The organism is Nostoc sp. NMS2, from assembly GCF_017115105.1.
Lineage (GTDB): Bacteria > Cyanobacteriota > Cyanobacteriia > Cyanobacteriales > Nostocaceae > Nostoc.
This window is the reverse complement of the sequence record NZ_JABXKH010000118.1, coordinates 1-14,147: the sequence shown is the minus strand read 5'-3', so window position 1 is coordinate 14,147 and position 14,147 is coordinate 1. Positions and strand designations below refer to the sequence as shown.

12 protein-coding genes are annotated in these 14,147 nt (G+C 41.4%); 8 read left to right on the top strand and 4 right to left on the bottom strand.

From position 1 onward, the window contains the following. Positions 1-66: 66 nt before the first annotated feature. Both HWQ36_RS21165 and HWQ36_RS21160 read right to left on the bottom strand, forming a co-directional pair. On the bottom strand, positions 67-999 hold the full coding sequence (locus HWQ36_RS21165; RefSeq protein WP_292706178.1) for a hypothetical protein: 933 nt from the start codon (positions 997-999) through the stop codon (positions 67-69). Positions 1,000-1,063: 64 nt separating this feature from the next. Continuing rightward, the gene (locus HWQ36_RS21160; protein ID WP_292706176.1) at positions 1,064-3,040 is read right to left on the bottom strand and encodes a serine/threonine-protein kinase; all 1,977 of its coding nucleotides are present in this window, start codon (positions 3,038-3,040) and stop codon (positions 1,064-1,066) included. 553 nt (positions 3,041-3,593) lie between these two features. On the opposite strand from HWQ36_RS21160, the gene HWQ36_RS21155 reads away from it, so the two are divergent. The 4 genes from HWQ36_RS21155 (at position 3,594) to HWQ36_RS21140 (ending at position 9,989) form a co-directional block, all read left to right on the top strand. Next, on the top strand, positions 3,594-5,099 hold the full coding sequence (locus tag HWQ36_RS21155; RefSeq protein WP_292706174.1) for an NACHT domain-containing protein: 1,506 nt from the start codon (positions 3,594-3,596) through the stop codon (positions 5,097-5,099). Between the two features lie 11 nt (positions 5,100-5,110). Further along, complete coding sequence (locus HWQ36_RS21150) at positions 5,111-5,386, top strand: fertility inhibition FinO-like protein (RefSeq protein ID WP_292706172.1); 276 nt, start codon at positions 5,111-5,113, stop codon at positions 5,384-5,386. Positions 5,387-6,030: 644 nt separating this feature from the next. Continuing rightward, positions 6,031-6,408, top strand: coding sequence for a hypothetical protein (locus HWQ36_RS21145; protein ID WP_292706170.1), 378 nt, complete (start codon positions 6,031-6,033; stop codon positions 6,406-6,408). Next, the gene (locus tag HWQ36_RS21140) at positions 6,405-9,989 is read left to right on the top strand and encodes a plasmid replication protein, CyRepA1 family (protein WP_292706168.1); all 3,585 of its coding nucleotides are present in this window, start codon (positions 6,405-6,407) and stop codon (positions 9,987-9,989) included. The genes HWQ36_RS21145 and HWQ36_RS21140 overlap by 4 nt, the downstream gene beginning before the upstream one ends. A gap of 195 nt (positions 9,990-10,184) precedes the next feature. On the opposite strand, the gene HWQ36_RS21135 is transcribed toward HWQ36_RS21140, so the two are convergent. Continuing rightward, entirely contained in the window at positions 10,185-10,832 is a 648-nt protein-coding gene (locus HWQ36_RS21135; protein WP_292706166.1) for a site-specific integrase, read from the bottom strand. Between the two features lie 519 nt (positions 10,833-11,351). Here HWQ36_RS21135 and HWQ36_RS21130 point away from each other — a divergent pair. Next, a complete protein-coding gene (locus tag HWQ36_RS21130; protein WP_292706164.1) occupies positions 11,352-12,047 on the top strand; it encodes a hypothetical protein in 696 nt (231 codons plus the stop codon). Here the strand turns inward: HWQ36_RS21130 and HWQ36_RS21125 are convergent. Then, positions 12,044-12,361 carry a hypothetical protein gene (locus HWQ36_RS21125; protein ID WP_292706162.1) on the bottom strand — a complete coding sequence of 106 codons (318 nt, stop codon included), beginning with the start codon at positions 12,359-12,361 and terminating at the stop codon, positions 12,044-12,046. The genes HWQ36_RS21130 and HWQ36_RS21125 overlap by 4 nt on opposite strands. A 578-nt stretch (positions 12,362-12,939) precedes the next feature. On the opposite strand from HWQ36_RS21125, the gene HWQ36_RS21120 reads away from it, so the two are divergent. Genes HWQ36_RS21120 through HWQ36_RS21110 form a run of 3 tightly spaced genes read left to right on the top strand, consistent with a single transcriptional unit; the run spans position 12,940 to position 14,057 of the window. Continuing rightward, positions 12,940-13,230, top strand: coding sequence for a hypothetical protein (locus HWQ36_RS21120; protein WP_292706159.1), 291 nt, complete (start codon positions 12,940-12,942; stop codon positions 13,228-13,230). 33 nt (positions 13,231-13,263) lie between these two features. Continuing rightward, positions 13,264-13,716, top strand: coding sequence for a hypothetical protein (locus HWQ36_RS21115; RefSeq protein ID WP_292706156.1), 453 nt, complete (start codon positions 13,264-13,266; stop codon positions 13,714-13,716). Positions 13,717-13,718: 2 nt separating this feature from the next. Beyond that, the gene (locus HWQ36_RS21110; protein WP_292706153.1) at positions 13,719-14,057 is read left to right on the top strand and encodes a hypothetical protein; all 339 of its coding nucleotides are present in this window, start codon (positions 13,719-13,721) and stop codon (positions 14,055-14,057) included. Positions 14,058-14,147: the final 90 nt, after the last annotated feature.

Sequence of the window (14,147 nt, the reverse complement as noted above, 5' to 3'; positions counted from 1 at the left end):
GCCTTCTGCCTTAAAGCGCGTAACCTTTCATCATCACCAAAAGCTGACAAGAACCAGAATGTGGTTTCAAAATCGCCTTGTTTGCAGTTTTATCGCTGGATGTTTGCAGTTCGCTACACCTAGTACTCTAAACAGAGTCGGATTTTTACTACCTGCTGCCACTCTTGCTTTTAATGAATTAATTGTTTCATTTAAAAACCCTTTTGACATATATATAATATCTAGCTCGAGAAGAGCAGCTTCGTCGGCAGATAAGCCTAATTTGTTAATTACATTTACCTGCTCTACAACCTGTTTAACATCACTTTCAGGCAATACATGGACTACTAACTTCCCAGGAGAATTAATAGGAGAGTCACCTTTATTTGCAGTTACTGTAATTGTATACGCAGCACTGTACTCCAATTCTTTTCGTTTTTTTGGATAGGGCAGTATAGTATCTTTTACTTCTGCTTCCCAGTGAAATTCGTAACTAGTGATCTCTACTGTATAGCTGGTAGCATTCTTCACAGGATGCCAAGAAATTGTCGGTCGGGTATTTAAAAGTATATTTCCGTAGGGAGTAATCAGCTTTAGTGAATCTTGATCTTCACTTGGCCCTTTCATCTTCGGACAGACATTCCGATTTAGAGGTGTACATTGCCGTCGTTCTGCTTGAACCTGTTGCGGCGTACATATACCTGAGACACCGAAAACAGCACCTTGCTGAAATTCTAAAACCTGGCGACTCGAATAGCACACAGCCTTAACCGTACTTCCATTAATTGGGTTAATCTTATCTCCTAGACAAATCTCGCTTCCGACTGCTAGATAGCGATCGCCTAAACTGACAATTCGACCAAGTTCATTAATGCACACACGCCTTGCTAGTAGTTTAGGTTGAGCCAATGCGTCGCCAGAGTTTGATAGCAGCATTATTAATGCAATTGTTAAAACTTGAACTTTAGAGACTTTTTTCCCTATTTCGTTTGTTGAGTTGGGTGTGGCTGGATTGGGCATTGAAAAATTTTTTCTACTTATTTTCTTTTTTAGTAGCATAACGGGATTAGAGGACAAAAAAAGCCTATGGTAAAGATCCCGGTACAATATCTCCCAATAACCGCTTTAATACTTGCTTTCTCCATTTCTGAACCTCTAACTGGTTAGACTCAGCAACCAAGCAGACTTCCCAGGATATCCTGGCATGATTAATTTCACCCAAAGCTTCATGTACTTGTGCTAGCAGGCAGTAAGCATCTGTTCTTTTGGAGTCTAATTTAATCGCTTTTTCTAAATATTCCTTCGCCTCGCCATATTTCTTTTGCCCTAATTTCGCCCACCCTAAATTCTTGTACAAAGTAGCTTGTCTTTCAGGATCTTTAGTTTTTTGTAAGCCTTCTAGAGCTAAACCAACTGCTGCATTATAATCCCCAGTTATATTCTTTAATCTTGATAGATTATTAAGGGGTTGTGCATCTTTGTTGCTATTTTGTATAGCCAATTTATATTGGATTTCCGCTAATGTGTATTCGCCTCGTTCATCGTAAAAACTTCCCAATCCGTAATGCCCTTCCCAAGCATTAGGTTTTAATTTAAACAGGGTTTCATAACTATCGTTAACGCACTTGTCATCACCTAAATCTTGACATACTAAAGCCAAGTTATTGTAAATGACTACATCTTTAGGATTAAATTTGATAGCTAGTCCATAGTATTTTTTAGCAATTCCAGGAGCTATTCCGCGCCGTTCAGCCTGCTCAAAGTAGAACTTAGAGATTGAATAAGTTAAATTAGGATTGTATTTGACTGCTGCTTCAAAGTCTTTTTCAGCATCTATAATACGATTTTCTTTATGTGATTTTTCCCCTTGTTCTAAAAAAGAGGTTGCTACTATAAAATTTAACTTATAATTCAAATTAACTGCTTTTTGAAAATAACTTTTTGCTTCATTAAATCTATTTTCTTGTTGAGCTTTTTTGCCTTCATTTAGATAATAATTTGCTACTAAAGGTAGGGACGCATATATCAAACTAACGATGCTTAAAAAACCTAATACGCCTACACCAACTCTAAATGACCTCGATTTAATTAGTCGATTAAGTTTTGATTTAAATGGTAAACGCTCTAAACGCTGCAAAATTACTCCTGTAGTTTGCGGGCGTTGCCCTGGCAAGGGAGCCATTAAATCTTCTATAAAATCAGCGAAAGGTCTGTCTATCTGTAAAGCCTTGTCTCGCCAAATTAAATTTCCTGTACTCTTATCTGTTGGCAGACGCATCAGTGACATACCACTAACTAAATGTACAAGGGTTCGCCCTAAAGCATAAAAATCTGATTGAGGTACTGCTTGTCCATTTATCTGCTCCAAAGGGGTATAACGAGGTGTGACAACGGCTGTAATTTCATATACTCCTCCCCTGCCTGCACTAGTTCCCCCACTTCCACTAACTTTCGCCAGGTAGGTGTCAGTTACTCGCCGTGCAGTACCAAAATCAACTAATGCCAGTTGACCATTTACCTGAAGAACTATATTAGAAGGTTTGATATCTCGATGAAAAAAATTAGAGCGGTGTACTGTATCAAGAATTTCAACTAACTGCTTAAGCCATTCTAATGCTAAAGATTGTGAAATTTTCCCATTAAATTCTATCCATTCCTCCAAGTTTTGTCCCTCAAATTTATCCATAACTAAGCAATGTAATGTTAGAAGACTATTGTTTGGAACAAAAGTAAAATAGTCATCTAAAGTACTGCGAGGAATTTTTGGGTGTCGAATTAGTTGTAAAGTGAGAGATTCCCGCTCAATTAACTCTACAAGCTTAGGTGTATTCCATTTTAGAACTTTCATGACTCGTTGTTCACGAACTGGATGCCACTTAGTACCAGTGTCATCTACTTCAAAAACATCAAAGTAGTTGTATGGATTATCAGTAAGCGCTTTTAATGGTTTGACTAGACGGATACGGTTATTAATCAGTAGTGAAGTACCACACGATACACACTTTTCAACGTTGTCTGGATTTTGACGGTGAGAGCATAGGGGATTGATACAGTAACTCACAAAACTTCCTCGCGCCTTCCTCCTCCGGGTTTAAAACATGAAGAGTTACCTAGTAAATATTTATTTTGTACATGTGTATTCATAATCGTCAGCTTTATGTAGTATTTAGTAGTCTGGTCAGCTAAGACTTAAACATTAGTTGCCTGAACCCACATTTCTCATAAGTCCCACAATGGCTACGCTTGCCGCAGGCATCAGATTCATCGTAACCTCTACCCAAAATATCTTTCAGTCATTTCTGACAGCTAAAAATTTTTATCCAGTGTGAAACGCCTGAATCTATGTTATGTAAGGCTTTGAGAAAACGAGTGATAAATCCGAGCTAAAGACCTCGGCAAGAAACTAAGGGTTGTTGACCTCTTTGAAGGTCTAAGTGGTTTTATTAGAAAATATTATGATAAGTGTGTAATGTGAACAATTATGAACAACGATCAAGTATCATAGAAGTGCAGTATAGTTTTAGAGATGCAGTATACTTTTTACTTGAGCTAGCTTTAATCTACAATAAAAAATCCTCATAGATATTTAATACACCAACAAAAATTATAAAGATATGGATTTTAGTGCTGAATCAAGACTTAAGTCTACTAACGCTTCCTCTGTTCTTGTGAAAGAACAGAAAGTTTTAGGGCAAAGATTTTCAGCAGATGTAACTTTTGAAGATGCCTTGGCTGTAGTAGACAACTTAGTGTTAACCGAAAGACGCAAACGCTTGTCTCCGCCTGAGATTCTTGTTATTAAAGCAGCTTGGGATGGAAAGGAGTATAAGGATGTAGCAAGCAATTCGACTTACAGTCTTAACTACTTGCAACGACGAGTAGCCTCTCCCCTGTGGAATATGCTTTCAACAACTATTGGAGATGGCGAACGAGTTGAAAAACAAAGCTTGCGGTATTTTTTAGAGCGAGTAGCAAAAAAGTATCAGTTTCCAGATGCCATACGTGAAGAACAAACATACCCTGCTAAGAATCGGATACAAGTGATTGGGAGTAAATCACCTGATGTGTCCAGTTTTTATGGTCGTGTACAAGAACTAATACATTTAAAAGAGTTAGCGATTAAGCAGAGATGCATATTGCTAGTAGGGGCAGCAGGAATTGGCAAAAGCGCATTAGCAGCAAAACTATTAGAAGAACTTGGTTTGGAGTCTCAACCTAGATTCGATTGTTTAATCTGGAAATCGGTGGCCCACGCACCATTAGTTCAAGACTTAGTAGGTGATTTGATAGAGTTAATCCAACCCACAGAAATGTCTTCAAGCTTGCCTGAGCATACACAGTCCATGATTTCGATATTGATCAAGCAGTTGCAATCACGTCGCTGCTTGCTCGTATTGGATGCATCTGAAGCTTTATTTCAAACAAGTAACTTTCAGTATCGACGAGACTATGGATTATTTTTTCGTCGCTTAACAGAGGAGCTGTGTCAAAGCTGCGTAATCATAACTAGTCGAGTTTTTCCTGATGAGATTGAGAGTCTAATAGCAGCTGAATTACCTATCGATTTTCTTAGAATTGAAGGGTTAGAGGCAGACGCTGCGTTACAGCTTTTATCTAGCAAAGGATTAATAGATCAAGAAAAATGCAATGATTTAATCAAAACTTATAGAGGTAATCCTTCAGAATTAAAAGCAGTAATTAATCGAATTCATCACTTCTTTGGAGGTAGCACCGAAAAGTTTTTTGAAAACCCAACTACATTAGTTAGTGACCAGTTTCAAGAAATGCTGAATCATGTATTTAGTCAATTATTGAGCAAAATTCAGAAGCGAATTATGATTTATTTAACAGAAGAAGTAACTTTAAATTCACAATACGTTGGCTTTGCTAAACTATTAAATGACATGAATCGTGAACCGCAAACCTCAGTTTCAAAATTTGAGCTAATTAAGGCATTAGAGATACTTGAAAAACACTCATTAATTGAAACTATTAAAGACCCTATTACAGAAGAAATCAGCTTTAATTTAGAACCAGTGGTGAAAAAGTATATTAAAACAGATCCACAAGGGTGGGTATACACATCCAAAGCTTCATCCAATTTCCCAATCGCATCATAACAGAGGTATCCATGATTACAGGAAAACTAGAGATTACCACAAAAATCAACGAACTTCCTCAAGCCAAGATACTGGAGAATAGCTGGCAGCAATTTGATATTGACTGTGACGGACGAATCATTTCAGTTATAAAACCCAAAGTTTGGAAGAAATTGACTGACGCTGCTAGTAATTGCCCCCAATGTATAGCAACAATCACTCTTCAACTCGGTCAGCAAACAGACAACAGGTTCGTATTGGATAAACCTAATAATATACAAGTAAGTTTTTCAGCGCAGCAAGCCTAAACCAGAAGCAACAGCCACGCCTGGTACTGCTTGAGCCAGGGTAATCCACCCTACACAGAAAGAGGTGCTACCAACCCTCGATTACCCCTAAAGCAATCCTTAGCAAATATGGAGGTCACAAGTAAAAATCAAAACGACGCTAGATACCAGACGACCAGAAGTTCTGTAAGATCAAAACGAACAACAAATGGAGGGAGATACACAACAACACCAAAAATTTAAAGGACAAAATGCCACTAAAGAGTAGGCGCTTTGTCCAAGGCTCAAAAAACCGAATAATTTCAGAGCGGGGTTATCTCAAAGCAACCAAAGCAGTGGTAGTTAAAGTTTGGCGACTTGTTTCCACTGACTGGTAAAAAGAGATTGAGTCCACGCTGCTTCTTGTATTATACGAGAAGCCACACGAAAAGCACCAGTTTCGTGTGGCAGTTTTTGCTGTTGAAATTCAAAAGATTTAAATAGGGTTAAGTTTGATTAAGAAATATCCCGAATTTTGTAGCTAAAAGCAGTAGCAGCGCGAATAACAGTTACCAGTTACCAGTTATCAGTCAGAGTCTTTGATAACTAATAACTGTTGACTGTTGACTGATAACTGATGCAACCCCCTCTGAAGCTTGTAAACCGAGTTATCAGGGGAAAATATTGTGATAAATAGCAAACCCAAGAGCGCAGTAGTTCAGTCCTTGGGATCAGAAAGTGCAGCTTTTGTACGGCAACTTTGTGCTGTAGCGTCGGGTAATTTCAGGAATATCCTGCCTAGTGGTCTACCAACTCAAAAATGCTGGGTGAGGATTGGGGAAAGGTTAAAAGGGAAAGGGATAAAATACCTTTCCCCTTTACCCCTTTATCTTTACCCAGCCAAGGAAACTTGGCTAACTACTAGAGCAACAGATTTGTTGCTGCTGATTTCTCCAGCGTTGCTTTTGGGTATCGTGTTGGCGAGTGGGAAAAGTTTGGGCACCGATATTACTTTGAGATTAGATACAGCTTTCTCCAAGGAATTCCAAGGGGAGAGCCAATGAACCATACCCCGAATATTAGGGGGCAAAGGTTAAAGGGAAAAGGGAAAAGGTTAGGGTCAGAGTTAACAAATTCTTCCTCCCCTTCCCCCTTACCCCTTTCCCTTGACCCTGGCGTTGCCTCTCCAATTGAATACCCAAACAACCTCACGGCTGCTGAATACCATGAGCTAACAGTTGGTAGTGCCATTCATCCAGCGTTGATTGAGCGCAACTTCTTCCATATTGAAGGAGAATCAATTTACGACTACCTGTTCATCTCTAATAAAATCCCTCGGAAAAATGCAGGTCGAGTCACAGATGCATACATCAAAATGTATCAGCATCTATTACTGGGGGGAACATGGATTCAATCTCTTGACCCGTTTAAAAACTGGCAACCAATGGACTGGGGGCGGATTAAGCCCAACTTCCCCCGCATTGATTGGGAAAAAGGCAAGCCAGTTAAGTACGAGTCACCCCCCAAAACCCCCAACCGCGTTACCTACTTTGATGTCGCTAACCCCATCTGGGACAAAGTTGCAAAGCGTTATTTAATTAAGCGCTATCATTCACTTTTAGCATTGCGCTTGCTGGATCAACTCAATCCACTAATATTTTGGGAGTGGGTGAAACAGCATCCAGAGATTCCGATAATATTATGCGAAGGGGAGAAGAAAGCCGCTTGCTTGCTTAGTTTAGGGTTTGTAGCGATCGCACTTCCGGGAATTTGGAACGGGCGCGTGGGCAAACAAGATTTTGATGAACGGTTGCATCCTGACTTATTACCAATGGCTCAGGCGGGGCGCAAGTTCATAATTCTTTTTGACCACGAAACTAAAGCTAAAACCAGGTGGTCAGTTTACCAAGCCACTGTTCGCACTGCAAAGGCAATTGAGTCTGCTGGTTGTGAATGTGAAGTTGCGCTGTTACCAGGCCCAGAGAAAGGTATTGATGATTTCGTAGTGGAAAGGGGCAAAGATGCGAATGCCCTGCTGACTGCAATTATAAACGATGCCAAATCACTCAAAGATTACCAACGCTCGTATCGGGCTAAAAAATGGGGACTAAGTAAGTACAAACCGGATGTCACAGTCAATATTAAATATTTGACCCAAGCACTCTGCATTCCTGACTTATCAGAAAAATGTTCATCTGTACCGCCACTTTATGATATTGCACAAGAGCAATTGTTCACCCCAAGTGTTAGCCCTACAAACTGTGGGGAAGGAGAAGAAAAACAAGAGTTAATAGATTCTGACTCCCTTTCCCCCTTACCCCTTACCCCTTACCCCAAAAAATCTTTCCGTTTTCCAAAAAAAGGGCTAGTAGTCTTGTGGAGCGATATGGGTACAGGCAAAACTGAACTTATGCGCTGGTGGCGTGACCAAAATCCTAATGCCAGATTTCTCAACAATGGACATCGGGTTAACTTGTTGAAAAATCTTGCCGAACGCTTGCAGACGGCGATGTATTCAGACTTGGGTTACACAGGTTTAGCTCAGGCCCCAGCCCTTAGTATTACTATTGACAGCTTGCATAAGTTGAATACTCAGTCTCTCACCTACGGCTGTATATTTATTGATGAAGCCTGCCAATACCTCACCCACCTACTACACAGTAATACTTGCAAACAGCATCGTGCAGCAATCCTAGAAGTCTTGGAATATATAGTATACAATGCGCCACTGGTCGTCATCGCTGATGCACACATGGATGACCTGACAGTGGACTTCTTTCTTGCAATGCGACCAAAAGAGGAAGTCCCGTACATTATCAAAAACGAGTGGCGAAACGGTTCACGCACAATTTATTGGTACGAGGGGGATAATTCTAGCGCCTTAGTCGCCCAAATCTCGGCAGCGCTGATGCTTGGTGAGAAAATTATGGTAGCCAGCGACTCCAAGCGTTTCATCAAGAAACTCGACAAGTCTTTTGCTATCAAGTACTCAGAATCTAACTCTGACCAATCCCATACACCACAAAAATGGCGGATTTGGTCTATTCATTCAGACAATTCTGGCAGTGATGAGAATGTCGCTTTCATCAAAGATATCACCAACGCCGTCAAAAACTTCGATGCCTTGTTCACCTCTCCCAGTCTCGGTACTGGTGTCGATATTTCGGAGTATCATTTTGATTTGGTGTTTGGTGTATTTCACGGCGTTTCTCAAACTGCTACTGAGTGCGCTCAACAACTGTACCGCTATCGTCCAAAAATCCCCTTTCATATTTGGGTGGCCCCGCGCCCTCCTTTCGGCTACCAAGATACTAACGCCGCCAAGATTAAAGAACGCCTCCTCCAAACCAATGAAATGACTGCTTTTCTGTTGCGGATCGACCGTCAAACAGGCAAGCGGGGAGCCGAGAAAGATTGGGCGCTTGAGGCTTACTGCCAGACTCTCGCCAACCGTCACTATTCTCTCAATAATCTCCGCGATGATCTGCGATCGCTCCTCACCGAAATGGGCAATACATTTATATGTGTGGGCAGTGATGATGATGACCAAGCAAGAGAAAGTCTAAAAGCAGCAGCACAAGCTTTGGACAGTGCCCACACTTCGGCTGTTGCCAAGGCTAACAATATTACCTTGAGTGAGTACCGCGCCCGTCAGAGCAAAGATTACCTTGACCCTAATGAAATTTTTGAATGTGAAAAGTTCCGCATTTCTGATTCTTACGGCATCGAAGTAACTGAATCACTCGTAGAAATGGATAAAGGTGGTCGCTTAATAAGATCGCTAGCTGGACTTGAGGCAATTTTAGCACCAGCCGAAGAATCAATTGTTGACCCCAAAACTGGGCAAAGTTATCCTACGCCACCAACAATTGTCACTCAAAAAGACCGCACCGAACGCGACAATCTACCTTTGTGCATCGACTGGGGTAATTACTCGGCACGCTGGCTGGCTAGATTTAACCTGGGGCTGCATCAGATTCTTAAGCGCCTAATTGCTGGTGATGAATTTACTGCCGATGATTCCACCTTACTCAAGATGACGGAGATTGCTATACATTGTGCTGCTCACGTCAAAGCAATTCTTGGGTTTACTATCCCCAGCGACTGTAAGCCTATTTGGTTGCTAGGAACTTTAGTCGAGCAGCTGGGGCTAAAACTGACCTTCCGTAAGCAGGGTAAACGGGGTCAACAGGTGAAACTTTTCTCTTTATCTAAAGAGCAACTGGAATTTGCAATGCATGTAATTGCTCATCGTGACACGAAACGTAATCAAAAAGAAAATCGAACCTATTCTGCTGCTCAAACCCCTGCTGCGTATAATGTAAACCCGAATCAGCAGGCCGTATCCACACCCCCCCTTAATGCTATAGGGAACTCCCATTGCCAAGGGGAGGATACTACCGAATTTGAGTCGCCTCCGACCGGTCGCATTACGCTACTCCACTGCGTAGAAATACTTCGCTCTGGTATTTCTCGTGGAGTGGATGCAATTAAAGGCATTCTCAAGCGATGGCAGAGTGATTTGCGCTGGGAAACGGTGCTGGAACTTGAAGCGATCGCGGCGAGTGAACTGCGACTTGTCGAGGATCAAGTCCCGGAATTTTACGCCTTACTGAATGAAGATGTGTTGCCTGTGGAAGGATAAAGTCGGCGATGTCGAAGGCGGGCAAAGCCTTGACTCAGCTACGTAAATAAAGAGCAATCTGTGCCTCATTTTTATCATTGGCTATGGCTTGAGGTGTTGCCGATAAAATTGTAAATGGCTTTTTGGGAAAAATCACTTTAAGCTTTATTAGTGAATGATCCTGTCTAGATCAACTAAAAAGTATTTCCTGATCTATCACTCCGATGATAACTTCGTGTTATCCGCATTTTGCATGTCTTGATTGTTGCTGCTCATCGATGGCGGTGATAACATCGACAACGCCGCGATCGCACCCCGGACTTGGGATGGTTCCACCTCCAGATAATTTTGCAGTTGCTCTAAGCTGCGATGTCCACTGATTTCTTGGATGACTCTCAGAGGAATTCGGGCATTGCTCATGAAAGTAAGTGCAGTTCTGCGGCAACTGTGTGTGCTTGCTCCTTCGATATCCGCACGTTCGCAAGCTTGTCGGAAGATTAGGCTTGCATATTCTGAGTGCAAGTGACCGCGCCCCCATCTACCAGGAAACAAAAAACCGTCACGGGAGTTTGTCGGTTTGTAACTAGCTAAGAAGTTCCTTAGTTCTGACAAAATCGGAATGCTGCGGGTAGCTAACTTTCCCTTTGTATTCCCTTTACGGATGATCAGCTCTGCTCTGATCCGTCCCTTACTGTTATAAACATCTTTAATTTTTAGGGTAACTGCTTCATTGACGCGGCAACCCGTGTACAGCATCACGCCTATTAGGGTTCTGTCTCGTTCTGTGGTTAACCCCAAAGTAAACAGACGCTGGATTTCTTCTGCCGACAAAACCTTTGCCTTCCCGTGACGGTCAATTTTCACAGCCCCGAACCCCCGATAGTTAATCATCCTATCAGCGATCAGAACAAAACAGTTTTAAGTTAAAGAGTGCTGAGTAACCGTAAGATTTATCTTAGGGGATTGAAGCAAGGATGAATGCATTATTTCTCGTGCAATAATCTCGAAATAAATATTTATTTTTTTCCAGGGCTTAAAAGCAGGGGCAACTTTTAGAGATGCTACGCGTAGCTAACTTTTGAGTAGGGGTACAGACTTACTGTACTGAATGCAATTATTGCTTTCTTACTCAGCAATCTAACTAGGTACTCAGCACTGTTTCGATGAGCAAAAATTAGATAAGGCAATCCTGCAAGTGTTTAAGCCTGAGATAATTTTTGATCGCCAATGGTAGCCGTTGGCAGTAGCATCTCTTTACAAAAGCCATCGCTTGAAGAATGCGCTGACACATTTGGCGATGATACTATCAAGGTAATTCATCATGATGAATTACACGATTTAATAAGCGTGGACAGTCCCAGTTTACCTAGATGATACGTAGAGATGAGCAATACAGGGCGTAAGAAAAAGCTAGCATCTTTCAACTGTGACCAAAAGATGTGGGAGCAGTTTATCGCCCGTTGCAACTCCAAAGGGACGACGGCAACAGCCACGCTCACCCAATTTATCGAACTCTACTTAGATGATGACCGTGATAACCTTGATGGAATTGGTGGCAATGATTTAGATAAACGCTTGGACTCTAAGATTAAGGCAAGCGTTGAGGAATACTTAGTTACTAGTAATAATATTCACCCCAGTTCGACCAATGAAACGATATTAGATATTTGCTCACGACTTGATAAACTCGAGTCACAGTTAAAGAGTGAATCTAAAAGCAACGAAACCACAGCAATCGATAATCTCACCGATTTATCAGAAAAAATTGAACAGATAACAGCCCGAATGACACAGTTGGCTGAGGCAATTATCAAAATTCAAAACTACCTCAACAACCAACAAGGGCGGGGCAACAAATCGTACTACAATAATTCATCTTATCGTGGGCAAAGTCCGCGAATGCAACCGCTAACTGAAGAAGGTTTAGCTTCTAGACTTGGTGTAAGTCAAGAAACTGTACGCAAGGAGCGAATTAATCTGCATCCACCGCTTTTTGTAGCATGGTGTAAGGGGAAGGATAGAGCAGGTATGGGGTGGGAATTTAACGAAAATACGGGGTTATATCATCCGGTAAGTTAGTCGGGAGCATCCAAATATTTTTTCAACGTGTAGGGGCAATCTGGAGCTTTGATTCCACTGGCGTAAGGTAGTCGATAAGATGCCCAAAGTTGCCACCGTAAAACATCAACTCCAATGGCCGCACTACCGAATTGTACTCGGCAGTCTTTGTCTGGGTTTTGTATAACATTTTTGATTATGGTATTTATTGCTTCTATCTTGAGATTATTCGGTATGCCCATTAGTAGTTTTGTAAGCCACTGTTTGATTTGTGGTGATTGTAGCCAATCTCTAATTTGGTCATCAGTTGGAGTCAGTCGATTGGCTAATAGCACTGGATTTTCGTCATATTTATTAACTTGACTTTTGGGTTGAAATATTGGTGAAAATGAGCATCTGTATTTGACATAAATTTGATTGATTAAAAGGGAATATCTCTATTATAAATAAGGAGGAAAGATCCGACAATAGTTAATATTTTTTATCAAAAATTAAGACAAACAAATATAAAAAACTGATTTATATTCCCAAAAAAAATATAAAGAATTGACTAACTAATTATGCTATAAATATTAAATAAGTTCATCATGCAAGTATCAATTAAATACTATGCACCCAATAGAGTTTAAGAAGAAGTGGAAATTAACTTATCAAGAGATGGCGTTCGTATTAGGATACGAAAGTTACGATACTGTCCGAAGCTGGTTCAGGTGTGGAAAGAAGCATCGAAATCCAATGAAGGTTGTTCATACAACTTGCTGGCTTTTGAATGAGAAGTGGGAACGCGAAGGAAAAAAAATAGTTGCTTTTTACCTATAAATATTTCCGAACTGGGTAAAATGTCCCCTTCCCCGCCACGAAAAAGGCGGGTATTTTTATATGTAGTTAGAAGTGACAAGAAGTTCTCAGAATCATGGGGATAGGGGGGAATGCTTGGCAAAATGAAGAACTAACAAGACCAGAAGTAGCGGCGATGTTAAAGCCAAAGGTTTCTGCAAGGCAACTGCAAGCATATTTAAATATCGCTCGGAAGTGCTTGCCAGAGTTCAAGAAATTCACCAACAAAAAAACAGGTGGTCTAAATGGCATGAGCAAGCTATACAAGTATCATATTGCTCCCCTTCAAGAAATTCGCTCACTAGCTAGAGAGCATACTTTAGCTGATATAGAGAATGAGTTTCTTCAAAGAGGCTCGAAAAAGTAATTTTTATGTTTATGAAGTAAAGGAGCAATTCTCTTGGCATCTAATAATTCTGTGCGAAGAACACAATCTCAAGTTCTGGCTAAGGCGATCGCGGTGATTGGGCGCAAATATCAGCATCACGTTTACGCGGCGGGTACAGCGACAATCATTGTCATGCAGTCGATGCCCTCTTATGGGTGGGGCTTGTTTGATTCGGCTCAAACGGCGATGACTTGTATGTTCGGCGGCGCTGGCGGTATTGGTGGCGCTGGCGGCGCGGCGGCTGCTACTGCCGCCATTAAAGCACTTCCCGCAGTTATTAACGCAACCATCACAGTGCTTTTGTTTGTATACTTTGTGGCTTCCGGGCTGAAAGTTGCCAACGGCATTGGTGAAGGACAGGAAGTAACCCAGATGGTTCAACAGCCCGTAGGCGTGTTTTTCATAATCCTGGTTTTGTGGATTGCTCAAAGCATATTATTTAACGGCGTTACAGCCGCTTGCTAGTTATGAGCGAGTATAATAAATCGCCCATCAAACGGGTCAATCAGTCACTTGGTCAAAATGCAACAATAGGCATTTTTACTGGCTTTCAATTTGCAGTCGCCTTATTTATGTTTGGCGTGGGCTTCATCATAGCGATTATGTTTGGGGTAGGAATAGTGTGGAGCTTACTGGCTGGCGTTTGGTTGAGTGCCACGGTAATAGTTTTATCTGGCAAGCGCCCTTATCTATTTTGGTCAAGAGTGTTCCCAAGCGTTCCAACTTTCACTCGCGGCTATATCAGATATTCTTCGCCCCAAAACAAAAAAAGGGCGGGTGACAAGGGGATGCCTAAGCTATGGTAAAAAGCCAGGGTTAGCGCGTCTCAAACCCTATTGACAGAGGGATTATGGCAGAGGGTCTGAGTTTGGGAGAGCCGCAGCCAAAACAGAAAC

Excerpts from the sequence above, each read along its gene's own strand:
- HWQ36_RS21165 (WP_292706178.1), bottom strand. The coding sequence starts at position 999 with ATGCCCAATCCAGCCACACCCAACTCAACAAACGAAATAGGGAAAAAA.
- HWQ36_RS21155 (WP_292706174.1), top strand. The coding sequence starts at position 3,594 with ATGGATTTTAGTGCTGAATCAAGACTTAAGTCTACTAACGCTTCCTCT.
- HWQ36_RS21150 (WP_292706172.1), top strand. The coding sequence starts at position 5,111 with ATGATTACAGGAAAACTAGAGATTACCACAAAAATCAACGAACTTCCT.
- HWQ36_RS21140 (WP_292706168.1), top strand. The coding sequence starts at position 6,405 with ATGAACCATACCCCGAATATTAGGGGGCAAAGGTTAAAGGGAAAAGGG.
- HWQ36_RS21130 (WP_292706164.1), top strand. The coding sequence starts at position 11,352 with ATGAGCAATACAGGGCGTAAGAAAAAGCTAGCATCTTTCAACTGTGAC.
- HWQ36_RS21120 (WP_292706159.1), top strand. The coding sequence starts at position 12,940 with ATGGGGATAGGGGGGAATGCTTGGCAAAATGAAGAACTAACAAGACCA.
- HWQ36_RS21110 (WP_292706153.1), top strand. The coding sequence starts at position 13,719 with ATGAGCGAGTATAATAAATCGCCCATCAAACGGGTCAATCAGTCACTT.